The sequence below is a fragment of the Halopelagius longus genome, from assembly GCF_900100875.1.
GTDB classification, from domain to species: Archaea; Halobacteriota; Halobacteria; order Halobacteriales; family Haloferacaceae; genus Halopelagius; species Halopelagius longus.
The window spans coordinates 37,114-55,554 of the sequence record NZ_FNKQ01000006.1; the positions used below are offsets into that span (position 1 = coordinate 37,114).

The 18,441-nt window shown below is 67.6% G+C and carries 13 protein-coding genes; 7 read left to right on the forward strand and 6 right to left on the reverse strand.

Annotated features, from left to right (window positions below):
• Window positions 1-221 precede the first annotated feature (221 nt).
• Together BLS11_RS17775 and BLS11_RS17780 are read left to right on the forward strand one after the other, a co-directional pair.
• Window positions 222-878 carry a helix-turn-helix domain-containing protein gene (locus BLS11_RS17775; RefSeq protein WP_092539148.1) on the forward strand — a complete coding sequence of 219 codons (657 nt, stop codon included), beginning with the start codon at window positions 222-224 and terminating at the stop codon, window positions 876-878.
• Between the two features lie 194 nt (window positions 879-1,072).
• Window positions 1,073-1,969, forward strand: coding sequence for an alpha/beta fold hydrolase (locus BLS11_RS17780; RefSeq protein ID WP_092539149.1), 897 nt, complete (start codon window positions 1,073-1,075; stop codon window positions 1,967-1,969).
• Window positions 1,970-2,082: 113 nt separating this feature from the next.
• Here the strand turns inward: BLS11_RS17780 and BLS11_RS17785 are convergent, their stop codons facing one another.
• From BLS11_RS17785 to BLS11_RS17795, 3 genes are all read right to left on the reverse strand, one after another.
• Window positions 2,083-2,271: a DUF8097 family protein gene (locus tag BLS11_RS17785; RefSeq protein WP_092539150.1), complete on the reverse strand. Its 189-nt coding sequence runs from the start codon at window positions 2,269-2,271 to the stop codon at window positions 2,083-2,085.
• 368 nt (window positions 2,272-2,639) lie between these two features.
• Window positions 2,640-3,170, reverse strand: coding sequence for a DUF7970 domain-containing protein (locus tag BLS11_RS17790; RefSeq protein WP_092539151.1), 531 nt, complete (start codon window positions 3,168-3,170; stop codon window positions 2,640-2,642).
• Window positions 3,163-3,987 carry a ParA family protein gene (locus BLS11_RS17795; protein ID WP_092539267.1) on the reverse strand — a complete coding sequence of 275 codons (825 nt, stop codon included), beginning with the start codon at window positions 3,985-3,987 and terminating at the stop codon, window positions 3,163-3,165. Before BLS11_RS17795 ends, BLS11_RS17790 begins: the two co-directional genes overlap by 8 nt.
• Window positions 3,988-4,635: 648 nt before the next feature.
• Here BLS11_RS17795 and BLS11_RS17800 point away from each other — a divergent pair.
• From BLS11_RS17800 to BLS11_RS17815, 4 genes are read left to right on the forward strand one after another with little or no spacing between them, the layout of a single operon-like run.
• Entirely contained in the window at window positions 4,636-7,434 is a 2,799-nt protein-coding gene (locus BLS11_RS17800) for a transglutaminase TgpA family protein (RefSeq protein ID WP_092539152.1), read from the forward strand.
• Complete coding sequence (locus tag BLS11_RS17805; RefSeq protein ID WP_092539153.1) at window positions 7,431-8,057, forward strand: DUF7269 family protein; 627 nt, start codon at window positions 7,431-7,433, stop codon at window positions 8,055-8,057. Before BLS11_RS17800 ends, BLS11_RS17805 begins: the two co-directional genes overlap by 4 nt.
• The gene (locus tag BLS11_RS17810; protein ID WP_092539154.1) at window positions 8,054-9,469 is read left to right on the forward strand and encodes a DUF58 domain-containing protein; all 1,416 of its coding nucleotides are present in this window, start codon (window positions 8,054-8,056) and stop codon (window positions 9,467-9,469) included. The genes BLS11_RS17805 and BLS11_RS17810 overlap by 4 nt, the downstream gene beginning before the upstream one ends.
• 13 nt (window positions 9,470-9,482) lie before the next feature.
• Entirely contained in the window at window positions 9,483-11,108 is a 1,626-nt protein-coding gene (locus tag BLS11_RS17815) for a DUF7519 family protein (RefSeq protein WP_092539155.1), read from the forward strand.
• A 28-nt stretch (window positions 11,109-11,136) separates the two neighbouring features.
• On the opposite strand, the gene BLS11_RS17820 is transcribed toward BLS11_RS17815, so the two are convergent.
• The gene (locus tag BLS11_RS17820) at window positions 11,137-12,099 is read right to left on the reverse strand and encodes an AAA family ATPase (protein WP_092539156.1); all 963 of its coding nucleotides are present in this window, start codon (window positions 12,097-12,099) and stop codon (window positions 11,137-11,139) included.
• An 84-nt stretch (window positions 12,100-12,183) separates the two neighbouring features.
• Between BLS11_RS17820 and BLS11_RS17825 the strand changes: the two genes are divergently transcribed.
• Entirely contained in the window at window positions 12,184-12,525 is a 342-nt protein-coding gene (locus BLS11_RS17825) for a PRC-barrel domain-containing protein (protein ID WP_175454497.1), read from the forward strand.
• Here the strand turns inward: BLS11_RS17825 and BLS11_RS19900 are convergent, their stop codons facing one another.
• Together BLS11_RS19900 and BLS11_RS17840 are read right to left on the reverse strand one after the other, a co-directional pair.
• Window positions 12,526-15,984 carry a S8 family serine peptidase gene (locus BLS11_RS19900; protein ID WP_139172823.1) on the reverse strand — a complete coding sequence of 1,153 codons (3,459 nt, stop codon included), beginning with the start codon at window positions 15,982-15,984 and terminating at the stop codon, window positions 12,526-12,528.
• A gap of 697 nt (window positions 15,985-16,681) precedes the next feature.
• A complete protein-coding gene (locus BLS11_RS17840; protein WP_092539160.1) occupies window positions 16,682-18,220 on the reverse strand; it encodes a helix-turn-helix transcriptional regulator in 1,539 nt (512 codons plus the stop codon).
• Between the last annotated feature and the right edge of the window lie 221 nt (window positions 18,221-18,441).

The following is an 18,441-nucleotide window of genomic DNA, read 5'->3' on the forward strand; positions in this document are numbered from 1 at the left end:
TAATCGCGAGGAGCGTCAAAACTTGAATCTCTCTCAGAATCGCGGAAACTCACGAACGCGGTGACGCGACGTTGCGGCGTCCACCGTGCGATGGCGGGGGGAGGTCCCCGTGACCGTCTCGGTGCGGGTGAAACTTCGGAAGCGAACCGACCGGACGGCACGAGCGGTCCGAGATGCAGTCCGTCCGCGTTCTTTTACAGTAACGCACTCCAAGCCATCGTATGCGATATCTTACGATTCTCATCGAACCGGATGGAGGGAGGGCGTTCCATCCACTCGGGGGGAGGCTGACGGACGACCCCGCTATCGAACGGCGAGCCATCCACCGCGTCGAACTTCTTGCCGACGATACCGTGCTGCTATTTGCCGAGGCGAGCGGCAGTCAGGAACGCTACGAGCAGATTATGGAGGACTCGCCTCACGTCGAGGAGTATCTCGTCACCGGAGGCGACCGTTGGATGGCCGTGAGTCGATTCGAACCGACGGACGGGGTTCGTCGGGCTCTGGAGCTACAACGAGAATCGCATCTCGTAATCGAGACGCCGATTCGATTCACGTCCGACGGAGCGCTCAAGGTAACGTGCTTAGGGGCCGACGAGACGTTCGAAAAGCTGTCCGAAGACGTCGACGACGTAGAATCGATTACGTTCGAACTTCTCGAGATAGGCGATTACGACCCCGACGACTCGTCGTTCAGCAGGATGTTCACGTCTCGACAGGAGGAAGTGCTGGAAGCGGCAGTCGATATGGGATATTATGACGTTCCCCGACGGGCGAAACTCGAAGACGTCGCCGAAGTTGTCGGAATCGCTCCGCCGACGGCGAGCGAACACCTTCGAAAAGTCGAAGCACGCGTGTTTAGCGAAATCGTTCGCTGATTTTGCCCCGCACCTCTCCCGTTCGTGAACTCTCTCGCTCCTTCCCAACCGATACGACCGGAGCGACTCGGAGGAGGATTAAAAGTAGCCTCACGAGTGCGGCAGTAATCGTATTCGGCCACAGCGTGTATCCTCAGCCGTATTGACCCGAAACTCTACCGCGGTACAGCTACTGCGCATCCGAGCCGATACCGATGACTGAGACGAAAACGCACCCGAACACTGACGCATCGTTGTTCGCCGATCACCGCGTCGAATCCACCTATCGAAACGTCAACGGCGTCCGGTTACACGTCGTAGTCGCGGGCGACCCCGACGCTCCACTGGTCGTCTTACTGCACGGCCATCCCGATTTCTGGTACGGCTGGCGCGACCAGATACTCCCGCTCGTCGAAGCCGGTTTCCGCGTGGTCGTACCGGACCAACGGGGCTGTAATCTGAGCGACGCTCCCGACGGAGTCGATGCCTATCGGCAATCGGAACTCTCCGCCGACGTCTGCGAACTGATCCGCAGCGAGGGCCGGGAACCGGCACACGTCGTCGGACACGACTTCGGCGGGTTCGTCGGGTGGAACGTAGCGCTCCGTCGGCCGTCCGTGGTCGACCGACTCGGTATCTTGAACGTGCCGCATCCGACGGCGTATCGAGACGTGGTACGCTCCAGTCCCCGACAGATCGCTCGGAGCTGGTACGTCTGGTTCTATCAGGTACCGAAGCTCCCCGAGTGGATACTCGGTCGGAACGACGCGGACGCGATGGTCACCGCCCTCGAAAAAACGTCGAATCCGGGGACGTTCGACGAAGAAACGATCCGTCGCTACCGGGCGGCGTGGCGGCACACCGGCGTTGCCCCGCGGATCAACTGGTATCGCGGATTCCGTCGGTCGGAGGGCCCACCGCGCGACACGGTTGTCCAACCGACGCTGATCTGTTGGGGACAAGACGACATCGCGCTCCTCCCCTCACTGGCCGTAAAGAGCCTCGGCTACTGTGAAAACAGCCAGCTGCGGATGTTCTCCGATGCTTCACACTGGGTGCAACACGACGAGCGTGAGGAAGTAACCGAAGCACTGCTCAGTCACCTCTCGTAACCGCGGCTCTCTGGGTGGTCCATCCACTTTCTCACAGTTACGGAGTTTCGTTCGGTGTCGGGTCCGACCGTTCTTTGATGTCTCACGCCCTCGGAGGATGATCAGATCAGTAGCTACTCAATCGAGTTGGGGAGGGGATAGAGGACGCCGTACCAGAGTCGGTAGAGTACTCCTCCAACTGCGGTCCCCAGCGAGAGGCTCTCGCGTTCTGCCTCTGTAAGCGAATCTAACCACTTCAAAAACAGGAGAACACCCCCGACGAAGGTGTACGAACGACGCCAGTAGTTCGTACGGAGTCTCATGTAATCACGGTCGTGTATCCATGAAAAACCGAGTTGCTCTACAATTCCGAGAAGGGAATATCGAAGGTCGAGTCGGCTGGTTTCGTCACCTTGATTGCTCCACATTCGAGCAATTGTTTGAACCAATATCGATAGACTACGCAAAAACTGGATTCGGGCCCACGTTCGTCGTGAAATCATCGTCCTCCTTTCGTATTGCCTCTAAATAGGTATTCGGCTGGTTTGCGGGTCGGCAGATGCACACACGTAGTTACCGTCTGTGCAGGGGAGCGAGAAATCCCTGTTATCGTTCAGTCTTCGAGTAAACGCATTTCGAGGAGGGCGAGTATCGTTGTCGTCCGACGACGGAGAATATCGCGCTGTGTGGTTTACTCCGTCTCCTCGCGCGCGTCGAGAATCGCGTCGGCGACTTCCTCGGGGTACTCGGCGGCGACGCGGACGAGAGCATCGTGGAACTCCCGCCCCGTCAGGTCCCGCACGTCGTGTTCGCGTCGGAGGTGCGACTCGACTTCGAACTCAGCGTCGTCCAACACCGCTACCGTCTCCGGGCGGACGTACATGCTCTTTGCGGTGGTGTCCTCGAACTCGAACGCAGGCCCGCCGGCCGTCTCTTCGGACGAGTCGTCCGTCTCCGAGGAGTCGTCCGCCGTCTCGTCCTCCTCGCCTTCGGTCGATTCCGAGGACGCCTCTGGACTCTCCGCGTCGTCGGCTTCCGCCTCCGATTCCGATTCGTCGAGTTCGGGTTCGGACTCCGGCGTCGGTTCGGCGGACTCGGAGTCGGTTCGCGCCGGCGCGGACGACTCTCCCTCTCCGGATTCGTCCGCCTCCTCGGCGTCGGCGTCCTCGTCGGTCTCCCCTATCGCTTCGCCAAGTCTGGCGAATCGGTTCTCGTCAGGCATCGTCGGTCCCTCCGTTCTCTACGACCGCGGCGAGTTGGTCGAGGCGGTCCAGCATGTCGTTCTCGGGGTCGTACTCCCGGAGGGTCTTCCCGTCGCGCCACGCGCGACTGAAGGCGATGCGGTGTCGGATGCCCGGTCCGGGTGTCCCCGTCTCGTCGAACTTCGCCGACCCCGCGAACTCGGGGAGGTACTCCTCGAACGGCGAGTCCTCCAAGTCCGTGATGATACGGCGCTCCTCGTTGTTTCCGCTGAGGTCGTTCGGGACGATCGCGAGGATTTCGAGGCCGACTTCGTTCCGAATCGGCCGAATCTGCTGTTCGACCATCCGTTCGAATCCGCTGACGCTCGGTTCGCTCATGAGGAGGGGGACGATGACGTGTCCCGCGCCGATGAGCGACGCGTCGGAGAGAGGGCCCAGACTCGGCGGCGAATCGATGACGATGTAGTCGTACTCGTCGTCGAGGAGAGGTTCGATGATGCGGCGGCGAACCCACAGCACCCCGAACGTGGAGTTCCGAATCCGGTCTTCGATGTCGTCTAAGTCCACGTGCGCCGGGATAACGTCGAACGCCTCCCGGTCGCGAATCACCTCGCGGACGTCGAGAGGGTCGTCGTCGGTCAACACGTCGCCGATGTTCGGCGTCGCGTCCTCGTAGAACTCCTTCAGACCGACGCCTTCCGTCGCGTTGCCCTGTTGGTCGAGGTCCACGAGGAGGACGTCGTTCCCCCGCGCGGCGAGTGCGTCCGCGAGATTTATCGCCACCGTCGTCTTCCCGACGCCGCCCTTCTGTAGTGAGACGCTCACTGCCCTCGCCATCCTACTTTCCTCCCGTTCCAGCGCGTTCGGACGTTGCACACATTGTAGACATCGTGGAATTTGTGGACGGCGTTTCCGTCCGGAATCGTTCTTCCCTTCCGCGTCTTCCCATATAATTCCTCCCCGGATATTCGAACTAGGCGACAGTTCGGGAGCATTCTACAAATTGTGAAAATTGCAGAAACTCTAAGCGGCGCAGATAATGCAAGATGTGTCTACAACTATCCCTATAATATGGATAGCCTATCTATATCCGGCCGAATTTTGTAAACAATTTGCGAACTCTGGAGTTCTCGAAAAGCGTTCACATCTAAAAACTCTTAAACTATCCAAAAATACTACAATTTCCACAATTTCTAAAATTTGTGGGTCATGTGGGATTCTTAAAACTTCAGCGGGATGCGGGCCTATCGAAACTGCACAAATTCTACAATTTGTGGGATTTCAGCGGTGTGCACGCTGTCTGAGCGGTCCTCGCTGTTTAGGAACTGGAGACTCGGTGCGCATTTTTCCTCGTGTGAGATGTCCGAACTGCTTCCGATCGTCGCACCGAACGCAGACGAGAGTATTTATACCGGGAGAAGAGACTCGTCGGTACGACGAGTTCGAATACGTGAACGCCGCCCGTCGAACTTCCACCCTCCAACGATGTCAGACGACTCTCGAACGCTGCTGTCCGGATCGGACAGCCCGAACCTCGGTCGAATCTTCCTCGCGTGCTGTTGTGTCGTCGCCGTCGTCCTCTCGGCCTCCCTCCTCGTCCCCGCCTCGGCGTCGCTCGGTTCCTCTCCCGTGCACTCGCTTCTCGTGTTCGGCGAGGGGACCGGCGACGGCGCGGGAGGCAGACTCGGCGCACTCGACCCCACGCCCTCGACGACCGTCGGCCAGTCCGTCGCCGACGGCGAGAACCCCTACCGCTCGCTCGGGACGGAAGTCCACTTCACCGTTCGGAGTTCGTCCCCGAGCTACTGGCGAACCGGCGCGTACGGCACGTACACCGGCGACAGATGGACGCAGACCGACGACTCCCGACCGTACGACGGCGACGTATCGCCCGACGCCCGCGGGGAACGCGTCTCCTACTCGGTGACGCTGAACCAGTCGGCGACGGCGCTTCCGACCGTCTGGCGTCCGAACACCGTCTCCGTCTCCGGGGTGTCCCCCTCCCTGCGCGTCACCGACGGGCGCGCAGTCGTCGCAGAGACGACCCTCCCGGAGGGCACCTCCTACGTCGGCGAGAGTAGCGTGCAGACGCGCGACCCCGAAGTCCTCCGGACCGCGGGCACCGACTACCCCGACGGCGTCGAATCCCGATACGCGACTCTCCCGGACGACGCGTCGCCGCGAGTCGCCCGCCTGACGGAGGACATCACGGCGAACGCCTCCACGCCGTACGAGAAGGCCGTCGCGATAGAGCGCTGGTTGGAGTCGAACAAGGAGTACTCGCTGTCGGCCTCGCACGACGACGACGGCGGAACCGTCGTCGAGGAGTTCGTCTTCGACATGGACGAGGGCTACTGCGAGTACTTCGCCAGTTCCATGGCCGTGATGCTCCGGTCGCAGGACGTTCCGGCGCGCTACGTCGTCGGCTACTCGACGGGCGAACGGACCGGACCGAACACCTACACCGTCCGCAACATGAACGCCCACGCGTGGGTCGAGGTGTACTTCCCCGACACCGGGTGGGTCCGGTTCGATCCGACGCCGGGACAGGACCGAATCGACTCCGAACGACGCGCCTACGAGCAACGGGAGCAGGGAACGTACGACGCCGCGGGCGCGAACGACACCGCCACGCCCGAACCGACTTCGGCGACGCCGAACGGTTCAGAATCGACCGACGACGCGACGACGCCCGACGGCTCCGAGCGGACGAGAACAGCGGACGAGGAGGTGTCGTCGGACGGCGAACGGACGGCGTCGGAGACGACCGCCCCACCGTCCGTGACGTTCGCGACGAACCGAACCCCCGCGCCCGGTGCGACGGTCGAAGTGACGGTCACGCGCGGCGACGAGCCCGTCTCCGGGCGGGTCGTGACGTTCAACGGCCGCCCCGTCGGAACGACGGACGCCGAGGGGAGAGTCGTCGGCGAGGTACCGTACGCGGAGACGCTGACAGTCGAACTCGCCGACTCCGACGGCGACGGACGAACGTCGCTCCGGGCGAGTGCGGGCGGTCGGCCCCCGACCGGCGGAGCGACGGGTGACGCCGCGTACGCCGTCCGATCGCCGACTATCTCGCAGGTGACCGACAACGATTCGGCCTCCTACGAGTTGGAGACGAACGCGACGCTCTCCGTCGTCGTCGACCCCGTCACCGGGAGCGAGGTACTCCTCGTCGCGACCGTAGACGGCGTCCCCGTCCGCGACGCGACGGTTACCGTCGACGGCGACGCCGCCGGCAGGACGAACGACCGCGGACGCGTCTCGGTGACGCTCCCCTCCGACCCCGGCGAGGTGGCGGTGAACGTCTCTCGCGGCCCGGTCCGCGGGAGCGAGACGCTCTCGCTGCCCGAACTGAACGTGAGCGTCGAGCGGTCGCTCCCCCTCTCGCTTCCCTTTACGTCGGCGACGGTTCGGACGACCCTCGGCGACGAGAACGCGACGGGCGTGCCGGTCAGGATGAACGGACGGACGGTCGGAACCACCGGCCCCGACGGCACTGCGACCGTCTCGCTCCCGTTTTCGCGGACGGCGACGGTCGCCGTCGAACGCTACGGCCAATCGCGCAGTACGACCGTCTCCGGGATGCTCGTAAACGGTCTCGCACTCCTCGGCGTCGGACTCGCCGGCCTCGTCGCCGTCGGCGGCGGCGCGTACCGACGCGGACTCACGCCGCGAACGCTGGTTCTCGCACTCGTGCGCGGCGTCCCTCGCCTGTTCGACCGCTTCCTCGCGACCCTCCTCTCGGGTGCGAGCGTCGCGGACGCGGCACTCGACCGCTTCCGCGGCCTCCGCCGCCGAGTCGGTGCCGTCGTCCGGGGAGTCGTCGCCCGAACGCACTCGCTGACCGAGGTTCGGGCGATACTCCTCGCGTGGGCGACCGACCGATACGCGGACGCGAGAGAGCGCGGACGGCGGATTCGGCGTCGGACCGTCGGAACTCCGGGGGGCGAAGACGCCGGCGTTCGCGACGGCGACCCCGACGCCCGAACCGTCCGCGAGTGTTGGGACGAGTTCCGCGAACGCGTGAGCGTCCCGAAACAGGCGTCCCGAACCCCCGGCGAACTCGCGGCCCACGCCGTCGAGGTGGACCGTCTCCCGGTCGGCCCGGTTCGAACGCTCCGCGACGGGTTCCGCGAGGTGGAGTACGGCGGACGCTCCCCCGCCGACCGGTCCGCGGAGATGGAGGCCGCGACGAGGGAGATACGCGAGGCACTCGCCGACCGAGAGGAGGAAGCGGCACAGACCGGCCGAGAGGGACCGAACGGAGGTGACGGCGCGTGAACCGCCTTCGGGCGTTCGCGGGGTTCCTCGGCGTCGTCGCGGTGGCAGTCGCGGTAGCTCTCGTCGTCGGCGTCGTCCCCGACGGACCGGTCGCGACGGCCGAGAGCGCCGTCGCGTCGGTCGATACCGGTGCGTACCTGTTCGGCCTCGCGGCCGTCGCGGTGCTTTCGGGGGCGTGGTTCTCCCGGCGTCGCCCCGCACCCCGTCCGCGAACGGACGCCGAGGCGCGGTTCGAGTCGCTCCGGGACGCGCCGCCGGAGGCGGCGACGGGTTCGAGCGCTCCCCGTCCGGGCGGTCGGTTCGACGGACTGCTCGCGGAGGCGACGGACGGACGTTCGGAGGGGTCGATGCGGGCCGTTCGCGACCGACTCCGGGCGCTCGCGGCCGAGACGTACGCCGACGTTCGGAACGCCCCCGCCGACGAGGCGAGGCGGGCCGTCGAGTCCGGCGAGTGGACCGACGACCGACTCGCGGCGGCGACTGTCGCCGACGGCGACGACGCGTCGTACCCGTTCGGCTCCCGCCTCCGACTGTGGCTCGACCCGGCGCGCGAACGCCGCCGCCGGGCGGAACGGACGCTCGACGCCGTTCGAGAACTCCGCGAGACCGGAGGGGGAGAATGAACGTCCGCCGCGACCCGCGGTGGAACGCCGGCATCGTCGGGACGCTCTCTCTGGTCGGCCTCGGCCTCGCGTACGCCTCGACGGAACTCGTCGCCGCGGCCGCCGTCCCCCTCGCGTACGTCTTCTACGGGCTGATCTCGTCGCTTCCAGACGGCGCGACGCTCGAACTCGAACGCGAACTGGACCCGGACGCGCCCGCGCCGGGCGAGACGACGACGGTCACGCTCACCGTCCGGAACGCCGGCGACTCGACGCTCACCGACCTCCGCGTCGTGGACGGCGTGCCCGAGGCGTTGGCGGTCACCGAGGGGTCGCCCCGCGCCGCCCTCTCTCTCGCGCCGGGCGACGAACGGACCGTCGAGTACTGCGTCGTCGGCAAGCGCGGCGACCACGCCTTCGAGGACGCCCTCGTCCGCCTGCGCTCGCTTTCGGGGGTCCGCGTCGCGACGACGGAACTCCCCGTCGGCGGCGAGACGACGCTCTCCTGTACGAACGCGCTCGACTCGCGCCCCGCGCCGGACGCCGCCCCCGTCCGCGCCGGGTCCCTCCCGGCGGACTCGGGCGGCCCCGGCATCGAGTTCCACTCGACGCGGGAGTACCGGCCCGGCGACCCCCTCTCACGCGTCGATTGGCGACACCTCGCGAAGACGGGCGAACTCACCACCGTCGAGTTCCGCGAGCAACGGGCGACGCGGGTCGCTCTCGTCGCGGACGTCCGCCCCGAATCGAGGGTCGTCGCCCGGCCGGGGCACCCGACGGCGGCGGAACTGTGCGCTCACGCCGCCGGACGGACGCACCGCGCCCTCCTCGCGGCGAACGACGACGCCGACGTGACGGTTCTCGGTCTGGACGCCGTAGACGTCCCCGAGAGCGTCGCCGTCGGTCCCGAGGGTCTCCCGTGGCCCGACGGCCCGCGCGCTGCCGAGGCGATTTTGGAAGTCGCGTCCGCCGTCGCGGGCGCGGAACCGAGACGGACCGGCGCGGACGGCGACGCCGCCCGAACGGGCCGGTACGGCGACGCCAGCGACGCCGACGCGCCGGAGTGGGTGCGGGACGCGGTTCCGGACGGCGGTTCGGCGGGTTCGGGGTCCGACACGGCGGGGCGGACGGCCGTCGAGGACCTCGCGGCGTCGATGGACGCCCGATTCCCCGGCGACGCGAGCGTCGTGCTGTTCTCGCCGCTCTTGGACGGCGTTCCGGTGGCGCTCTGCCGCGCACTCGGCCGCCGCGGACGCCGCGTCACCCTGCTCTCGCCGGACGTGACGGGCGGAGAGACGCCCGGACTCGCGGTGGCCGACCTCGAACGGCGACTCCGGCGCTCCGCGCTCCGCGACGCCGGCGCGAGCGTCGTCGATTGGGACCCGACCGAACCGCTCTCGGAATCGCTCGGCCGCGCGCTCGAACGGAGATGACGGAGGAACACCGATGACCGACGCAGACACGACCGAACTCGCCCCGACCGACGCCGCACCGCCCCGTTCGAACTGGCGACCGACGCGAACGAGCGTCGCGTTCGTCGCCCTCGCGACGGCGCTCGTCGGGGCGGCGCTCACCGCGTCGACGGGCCTCTGGAACGCGGTCCTGCCCGCCGTCGTCGGCGCGGGCGTCCTCGCGGCGGCCGTCGCTCTCGCGGAGGCCGACGCCTACCGACCGCTGACCCGCGCCGTCGCCGCGGCCCTCCTCCTCCCGGCGGGCGCGGGTCTCGTCGCGGGCGTCGGCTACGCGCTCTCGAAGCAGATCAGCGGAACGCTCCCCGTGGGGTCCGTCTTCGTCGTCGTCGCCCTCGCCGTCGCGGCGTTCGGCGCGGCGGCGGGCGCGCGGGCCGTCGTCTCCGCGGACGCTCTCGGCTCGGCCGCGTCGGTCGGAATCGTCGTCACCGCGTTCGCGGCGGCGGTGTTCCTCCCGCTCGCCGCCGCTCCCGTCGTCGGGGAGTTCGCTGAGACGCTGTATCTCCCCGTTCTCGTCCCCGACCCGGTCCCCGCCGCCGAGTTCCCCGGCGCACTCCTCGGTGGTGTGGCTCGATACCTCCTCGACCCGACCCACGAGGGGCCGCACCTGTTCTCCTTCGGGCTGGTCTGCTACGTCGCGGCGTTCGGCCTGTGGTCCGCGCTCCGGGCGTTCCCCGTCGCAGACCTGCTCTCGCCGGACGACCCCGACTCCGCGCGGCGCGTCGTGGACCCGGTTCGGGCGTTCGCGGGCGTCTGTTCGCGGTGGGGACCGGCCGCCCTCTTCGCACTCGCGGTTCTCACGCTCTCGCCCGGCGGGTTCGAGTTCGTCCCCTCCGCGGTCCTCCGGGCGGTGTCCGACCTCGCGTCCGTCTCCGCCCTCCGTGCTCTGCTGTTCGTCGGGGGCGGCGTCTGCCTCCTCCTCGCGGCGGGGTCGTTGACCGTCCGCCGACTGCACGCCGCGACGGCGCGCGACGCCGCGGAGACGGGCGCGCCGTTCGTCACCGCTCTCGCCGTCGTGGCCGCCATCTTCGCCTTCCGGGGGCAACTCCTCTCGGCGCTCGTTTCGACAGTCGCGGACGTTCTCCCCGGCGAACTCGCGGCGACGTTCCGGACGCACACGGTCGCAGTCGTCGAGTTCTACGGTCCGGAGGTGGTCCTCCTCGGCGTCGCCGTCTGCCTCCTCCTCGCGGCGTCCGTCGCCGTCGTGACGGTGTACGTCGCCGTCGTCGCGGGCGCGGTGACCGACCGGGCGACCGGCGCGGCGTTCGCGGGCGGCGGCGTCTTCGTCGCCGCGGCCGTCGCCAGCACGCTCGGTGCCGGAACGGCGCTGGTTCTCGCCGGCCTCGTCGCCGGCCTGGTCGTCCGCGACGCCGGCGCGCACGGGTCGACGCTCGGGACCGAAGTCGGGCGAACCGCGCCGACGAGACGCTCCGAACTCGTCCACCTCGGCGCGTCGCTCTCCGTCGGCGTCGTCGGCGCGGCGGCCGCAGTCGGCCTCCGCGGCGTCGTACAGAGCGTTCCGTCGGTTTCGACCGGCGTCGTCCCCGTCGCACTCGGCGCGGCGTTCCTCGGGGTCGTCCTGTTCGCCGCGGCGCTCAGGTGAGCGGAAAAATCGAGCGGAAAAGTCCGATTCAGCGCCGTTGCGACGCCACCGACGGCACCGGAACCTCGTCGAGAACGTCCGCGACGACGTCGACGGAGTCGGTGCCGCGGACGCGCGCGGCGGAACTGAGGACGAGGCGGTGTCTGAACACCGGCCCCGCCACCGTCTTCACGTCGTCGGGGACGACGTAGTCGCGCCCCTGCACGACGGCGCGGGCGCGGGCGGCCTCGAACAGGCGTTGGATGCCCCGCGGGGAGACGCCCACCTCGATTCGGTCGTCGGTGCGCGTCGCGCGTCCGAGGTCGACCACGTAGTCGCGGAGTTTCTCGTCCACGCGGACGGTCTCGGGGACGCGCCGGAGTGCGGCCACGTCGTCGCCCTCGACCACGCGTTCGACGCTGGGTGACCGCGCCGTCCGGTCGGCCCGCCGGTCGACGAGTTCGCGTTCGCCCGCCCGGTCGGGGTAGCCGAGTCGCGTCTTGACGACGAAGCGGTCCCGTTGGGCCTCGGGGAGGCGGAACGTCCCCTCCTGTTCGACGGGGTTCTGCGTGGCGATGACGAAGAACGGGTCCGGCAGTTCGTACGTCTCGCCGTCCACCGTCACCTGACTCTCGCCCATCGCTTCCAGCAGGGCGGCCTGCGTCTTCGGCGGCGCGCGGTTTATCTCGTCGGCGAGGACGACGTTCGCGAAGATGGGGCCCTTCGAGAACTCGAACGTCCCCGTCGACTCGTCGTAGACGGTCGAACCGGTGATGTCGGAGGGCAGGAGGTCCGGCGTGAACTGCACGCGCGAGAAGGAGAGGCCGAGGGCGGTGGCGACGCTCCGGGCGGTGAGCGTCTTGCCCGTCCCCGGTACGTCCTCCAAGAGCACGTGTCCCCGTGCGAGAACGCCGGTCAGTACGGTTTCGAGGAACGAGCGGTCGGCGACGACCGCCTCGCCGACGGCGGCGACGACGTCGTCGCACGTGGAGGCGGCCCGTTGTACGTCCATGCCGGCGGTTGGACGGACCACCCTTTGAACGTTCCCCTCGAATGGCCGACGTTTTATTGTCTTCCGGGGGTCAGAATGACAGGTATGCCTTTCGGCCCTGCCCCCTACGACAGTTCGAACGACGTTACCCCTCTCCCAGCCATCGAAGGAAAGCCGGTGTACGGATCCGAGGGGTACCAACTCGGCATCGCGGTCGATTTCGTCCTCGATTTCGACGCGAACCGCGTCACCGAGATACTCGTCGAAGACGTGGACACGGAGCGGTTCCCGCACCTCGACGCGGGACGGAAGGGCGTCCGCGTGCCCTTCGAATCGCTCCGCTCCATCGAGGACGCCATCGTCGTCGACGCGCCCCTCTCGCAGTTCGCCGGCGTCAACGGCGCTTCCCCGGCGACGCTCGACGCGAACTCCTCGGTCGCCGAGTAGTCACCCGCGCCGGCGGACGAGTGCGAGCGTCGCGAGTACCAACGCCACCGCACCCGTAAGCGGCGTGAATCCCGGCGCTTTCGTGTCCGTTCTCTCGTCGCCCGACTCGCCGCCCGCCGCCTCGGTTGCGGCGGTGGTCGGTCGCTCCGTCGGACCGTCCGTCCGCGTCCCGTTCGCGGCGTCAGTTCGCTCCGGAACGGGCGTTATCGTCGGGTTCGCGACGGGCGTCTGCCTCGGCGTCGGAGTCGGCGTGGGCGTCGCAGTCGGCGTGGGCGTCGCAGTCGGCGTGACGGTGGGCGTCGGAGTCGGCGTGGGCGTCGGTTCCGGCGTCGGCGCGGGTGCAGGTGCGCCGCCACCGCCGCCGCTACTGCCGCCGTCGTCCGGTTCCTCCGTCGGCGTCGGAGTCGGAGTCGGCGTGGGCGTCGGCGTCGGTGTGGGCGTCACTTTCTCGGTCGCCGTCCCGTTCAGCCGGACTTCGAGCACGCCGAACTCGTCCGTCGAGACGAACAGCGTCGCGTTCGCCGTCCCGGTTCGGTTCGGCGCGAACGAGACGGACACCGTCGCGGCCCCGCCCGGCGTGACGTTCCCCGTGCCGTTGGCGGCGAGGGAGTACTGGTCGGCGTCCGGCCCCTCGACGTCCGAGTCGAGGACGGTGAAGTTGGCCTTGCCGACGTTCTCGACGTCCACGTGCGCCGTCGTCTCGGACTCGACTTCGGACTCGACGGCCACGCCGTCCGGCGCGGACACCGCCGGGAGGCCGCGTCCGAACACGGCGTACGTCGCGTTCTCGGTCGATTCGAGGGTCGCGACGTTCGCCTCCGTATCGAGGGAGGCGTTCGCCTCCGTCCACTCGCCCGACGGCCGGACCCACACGCCGACGACGGACTCGTTCACGTACTCGTCGTCGTAGCGCAGGGTGAGGTTCGCGGAGTCGTTCGTCCGGTAGGTCGTCGTTGCGGCGGCCGAGAGTCGAGCGAGGCTCGAATTCGGCGCGCCCGAGGCGTCGCCGAGCGCGAGCGTCAGATTCCGCCCGGAGGCGTTCACCGACGGCATCCCGGCGGCCGAGAGGTTCGCGACGCTCGCCGTCCCGTTCCGGGCGGCAAGCGTCACGTCCCCCGCCGCGGTGCCGTCGACGACGGTGACGTTGCCCTCTGGCGCGTCCAGCGTCGTCTCGCCGCCGATGGCGGCGTCTCGTACGGCGACGCCGGTGCGACCGACCAGCGACGCGTTCGCGCCGATTCTCACGCCCGTCGCGTTCACCGTCGTCGCCGAGCGAACCGTCGCATCGCCGTCCACGGAGGCGTTCGACAGGCGGACGACGGTGGCGTTCGTCAGCGTCGCCGTCCCTCCGAGTGCGCTGTCGGCGACGGTGACGTTCGAGACGTTCGTCGCGGTCATCGCCGTCGTCGCCTCCACGGAGACGTTCCGCACCGCGAGGACCGTCGCGTTCGACACGTCGAGGCCGTCCGTCCCGTCCCGAATCGTCAGGTTCCGCACCGCCAGCGTCCTCGCGTCGTCGGTGGCCGAGAGCGCGGTTCCGTCCGCGCGCCCGGCGTCGAACGCTCGGCCTTCGCCGTCGAGCGTCGCGTTCGGCGCGGAGACGACGAGGGCGTCCGGCGCGGGGCCGCCACCGGTGTCGAGTCGGTAGGTGCCGTTCCACGCGAGGCGGCCGTCCGGCGGCAGGTCGTACGACCCCAGTCCGGCGACGGCGCGCGTCGCGTCCACGGCCCCGTACCCCGTGTCGTTGTTCGGTTCGGACCCGACGAGGCGCGCGCTCTCTCGCAGTCGAATCTGCTGGTCCGCGGGCGAGATGCGCGAGTTCGCGTCGATGAGCGTCGCGAGGACGCCCGCGACGTGCGGGGCCGCGGCGGACGTTCCCCGGAACGTCGGGTGGTAGGCGCTCGAGGTGACGTTGTCCGGGGCGACGAGGTCCGGTTTCCGCCGCCCGTCGATGGTCGGCCCGCGCGAGGAGTAGCCCTCCAGTTTCCCGGTCGTCACGTCCACAGCGCCGACCGACAGCAGGTTCGGTTCCGTCGCGGGGAGGGTGAGGCTCCGCGTTTTCGTCGCCGACTCGCTGAACGTGAGGTAGTTGCCGAGGAAGATGTCGAAGTCGGCCCGTTCGGTCGCGCTCACGTTCTCGACGGTCAGGTACAGTTTCTCCCGGCCGTCGCCGTCGGAATCGACGCCGCCCCACGTGCCCCCGATGGTCTCCGTCGGGCGCTGACTCCCGTCCTGCGGACCGTCTGCGCACTTGTACGGCGTCGTCCCCTCGACGTCGGACGTCTCGTACAGGCAGATTTTGTAGTCTTGGTCGGTGCCGGGCCAATCGTTCCACGAGGTGTAGATTCCGAGGGGGACGTCGCCGTTCGTCGCCCGCGCGTCGAGCGTGAAGTACTCGCGCGACCCGGAGACGTTCAACCGGCCGTCGCCGTCCGGGTCGTTCCACGTCCCGTTCCAGTGGTCCCCGTTCGCGGAGTTCCCCGCGGAGACGGTCCACACCGTCCCGTTTTCGACGCTCCGGTCTATCGCGTCGCCCATCTCCGAGGTGCCGTCCAACGCGCCGGCGTTGTACCATCCGAGCGACATCGACACCACGTCCGTCGAGGTGTTCGCCTCCAACCACTCGACGGCCTCGTAGAACTGCCAGAGGCGGTTGACGCGGACTAAGACGACCGATGCGTTCGGGGCCGTCTCCCCGACGAGTTCCGCCGTCGCCGTCCCGTGACCCCCGCTTCCGCCGATACCCTTGTTCGTGAAGTCCTTCGTCGCCGCGATTCGGTCGGCGTACGCCGGGTGGTCCAAGTCGAACTGCTGAACGTCGATGATGGCGACGGTCACGTTCTCGCCGGTGTACCCCGCCTCGTGAAGTTCGCTCACGTTCATCGTCTCGACGGCCTCCGTCGTCCCGTCGGACCCCGCAAAGGAGACGGGGCGGGCGGGCGCGCGGAGGTACGAGACGCTCGACTCGTTCGCGAGGGCGCGAATCTGCGCTTCCGTCGCCGTCGCCTCGACGTACCGGCCGTGGCCACCGCGCACGGCCTCGGAACCGAGAACGCGGCGCACGGCGTCGCGCCCGGTTCGGGTCGCGTTCGGGTCGAGTTCGACGACCACCTCCACCGTCTCGGCGTCGTCGCTCGACGCCGCGGCGACGGCGACACCGCCCCCGTCACTGCCGGACTGCGCCGTCCCGCCGGCGGTTCCGAGCGACGAGTCTATCTTCGCCCCCGGCCTGCGTTCCGCCGCCCCGTCCGCGTCCCCGTCGGTCGAATCGTCAGCAGTCGCTGTCGGCGTCGCCGAGTCGGTCGGTGTCGCCGACGCCGTCGACTCCGGCGTCTGCGTCGCGGTGACCTCCGCCGACCCCTCGACGGCGCGCCCATCCGCGCCGCTTATCCGATATCTGCCATCACCGGCTCCGAGAACCGGAGCGGCGACACCCGCCAGCACGACAAGTGTAACCAACGTGATGGCTATCCAACCGCGTCCCTCCCGGTTCACGCGTTCCCCGCGGTTCTCGACTCCGACGAGCCGTCCCTGAACTCGTCAGATAGTTGCCCGGTCTGCCCACTTTCGAACACTATCAGCCTCTGATGACTATCAGTCTAAACAGTTTGTGGCTGCGTTCTACCTATACGTATCAGAACCAAAACAGATTCGGCGCGAACACGTAGCCGACGCTCTCGGAGTGACACGAAAGAGAACGGGTGGGTCGCGGTCGGACCGCGTCACCCGCGTGGCGTCGGAACCGATTCCGCCGCCGGGTAGGGCGCCGCCGCGCCGAACGCGGCGGGCGTGGCACCGGAGGTGAGCCCCCTAACTCCCACCCGCTCGGTGCCGGTGCTGGTGTTCTCGTAAACGGCCCTGCCCATGGCGCGTTCGACCAGCGTCCAGTGTGTATGGTATTCCATTTGTATACTTTTCCATTCGTTAATCTCTCTTTGAATTACATTTCGCGAGGAGGCGCGATTGGACTCTCCCCCTTCCCTCCCCCTCGCGCTCCCCCTCCCATCCCCCTCACGATACCGCTCCGCCCCGCCTCGCCTCGCGCCGTGTCGCCGCCGTCCGCCCGCGACGTTTGGCGGTGACGTTCGACGCTCAGCTACCGGCAGAAATTTTAAAATTTGTAAAATTGTGGGGCCGCAGGGCGTCTACGGGGCGGTTACGCTTCGCGTTCGAACGGGGACTTCGCGCCCTCCGGTTCCTCGCCCGGGAGGGTGATGAGGTTCCGCCGGCCGAGCGATATCTTGGTTATTCTGTCGTCGTCGGCCATCGACGAGAGAACGCGACTCACCGTCGCCTTCGACCAGTCGGTGTGTTCGACGATTTCGCTCTGCTCCATCTGTCCGCCGGCCTCTTCGAGGAGCATCACTACCTCGTCCTCTCGGGTGAGGGGTCGCGGGACTCTCGACTCGCCGTCGCCGGTTTCGCCGCCCGCGTCCGCGCCGAACGTTCGCTTTGCGGGCGTCTCCATCCATCCCGCGTTCTCGACGTCGGGGTCTTCCTCGACGGGCGGCGTCGCGGTGACGTCCGCGTGCCGGTCGTCGTCGTCGCCGTCGTCCTCGGGGAGGGTAGCACCGCCGCGCCGACGCCAGTAGTACCCGCCGATGGCGATTGCGGCGAGGACGACGCCCGCGCCCGCGATCGCTTCGTCGGGGATGTTAGCCGCGCGCGAGGACTCGACCGGGTCGGTTCCCTCCTCGACTTCGAGTTGGTCGTCCCGCCCGTCGTCGTCCGTGTCGGGGTCGTTCGGATCGGTTCCGTGGACGTTGACCTCCGAGGCGTCGTCGAGGCCGTCCTTGTCCGTGTCGGCCTTGTTCGGGTTCGTCTGGTGTTCCTTGACCTCCGAGGCGTCGTCGAGGCCGTCCTTGTCCGAGTCGGGGTCGTTCGGGTCCGTCTCGTACTGGTTTATCTCCGCGCCGTCTTCGAGGCCGTCACCGTCGGTGTCGGGCTTGTTCGGGTTCGTCCCGTAGGTCTGCAGTTCCGGGGTGTCGTCTAACCCGTCGCCGTCGGTGTCGGCTTTCGTCGGGTCGGTCTCGTGTTGGTTGACCTCCTTGCCGTCGTTGATACCGTCACCGTCCGTGTCCGGTTTCGTCGGATTCGTATCGTAGGTGTTGACCTCCATGGAGTCCGAGAGGCCGTCGCCGTCCGTGTCGGACTCGGTGGGGGAGGTTCCGTGGGTGTTGACCTCCTTGCCGTCGTTGAGACCGTCGCCGTCCGTGTCGGCGGTTCGGAACTGAGTGTCGCCGCTCACTTCGTCGGCGTTCGAGAGGCCGTCGTTGTCGATGTCGCCGGACTGCGACATCACGTGTATCGCCTCGCGTTCGATGACGTTCCGGCCGTTTTCGGTCTTCTCGTAGACCGTGTACGTTCCCGAGGCGTCCGTGGACCACGACTGGACGCTGAGCGTGACGTTGTCCGTCCCGTCGCCGGGAACGCACTTCACGGCGGTCGTGTTCTGTCCGGTCGGTGCGATGCATATCGACGACGACGACGGAATCGGGTTCGTCGTCTCGACGCGTACGTCGGTCGCGGACGTGCGCCAGACGTACGCCGTTCCGTCGGCCGTCGCCACGGTCCCGTTGGTGACCGTTACTGTCCCCTCCGCCGCCGCGCCCGCCGCAGGCCCGACGAAGGCACCGGTAATCCCGGCTATGAGGACCGCACACGCGAACACGAAGCGGAGAATGGTGTGGGTCATGTGGGTGTCGTCCCTGTCGTGAGTATTCACGGTGTGAATGATTCAAAAACTTACTGGCTTTAGGGGGCATCTCACAATAACGTGAGCATAATTCCTTCATTTTATGAAGAATGTATGGGGTCATAACTAGTTAGTTAAACTCAGTGTATGCTATCCCTACTTCTCTCGGATCCGACACCGACCGCGTTCTTCGGCGTCAGAAGAGGCGTTCTGAGCCGGTT

Excerpts from the sequence above, each read along its gene's own strand:
- BLS11_RS17815 (WP_092539155.1), top strand. The coding sequence starts at position 9,483 with ATGACCGACGCAGACACGACCGAACTCGCCCCGACCGACGCCGCACCG.
- BLS11_RS17840 (WP_092539160.1), bottom strand. The coding sequence starts at position 18,220 with ATGACCCACACCATTCTCCGCTTCGTGTTCGCGTGTGCGGTCCTCATA.
- BLS11_RS17785 (WP_092539150.1), bottom strand. The coding sequence starts at position 2,271 with ATGAGACTCCGTACGAACTACTGGCGTCGTTCGTACACCTTCGTCGGG.
- BLS11_RS17795 (WP_092539267.1), bottom strand. The coding sequence starts at position 3,987 with ATGGCGAGGGCAGTGAGCGTCTCACTACAGAAGGGCGGCGTCGGGAAG.
- BLS11_RS17800 (WP_092539152.1), top strand. The coding sequence starts at position 4,636 with ATGTCAGACGACTCTCGAACGCTGCTGTCCGGATCGGACAGCCCGAAC.
- BLS11_RS17825 (WP_175454497.1), top strand. The coding sequence starts at position 12,184 with ATGCCTTTCGGCCCTGCCCCCTACGACAGTTCGAACGACGTTACCCCT.
- BLS11_RS17775 (WP_092539148.1), top strand. The coding sequence starts at position 222 with ATGCGATATCTTACGATTCTCATCGAACCGGATGGAGGGAGGGCGTTC.
- BLS11_RS17810 (WP_092539154.1), top strand. The coding sequence starts at position 8,054 with ATGAACGTCCGCCGCGACCCGCGGTGGAACGCCGGCATCGTCGGGACG.
- BLS11_RS17780 (WP_092539149.1), top strand. The coding sequence starts at position 1,073 with ATGACTGAGACGAAAACGCACCCGAACACTGACGCATCGTTGTTCGCC.
- BLS11_RS17820 (WP_092539156.1), bottom strand. The coding sequence starts at position 12,099 with ATGGACGTACAACGGGCCGCCTCCACGTGCGACGACGTCGTCGCCGCC.
- BLS11_RS17790 (WP_092539151.1), bottom strand. The coding sequence starts at position 3,170 with ATGCCTGACGAGAACCGATTCGCCAGACTTGGCGAAGCGATAGGGGAG.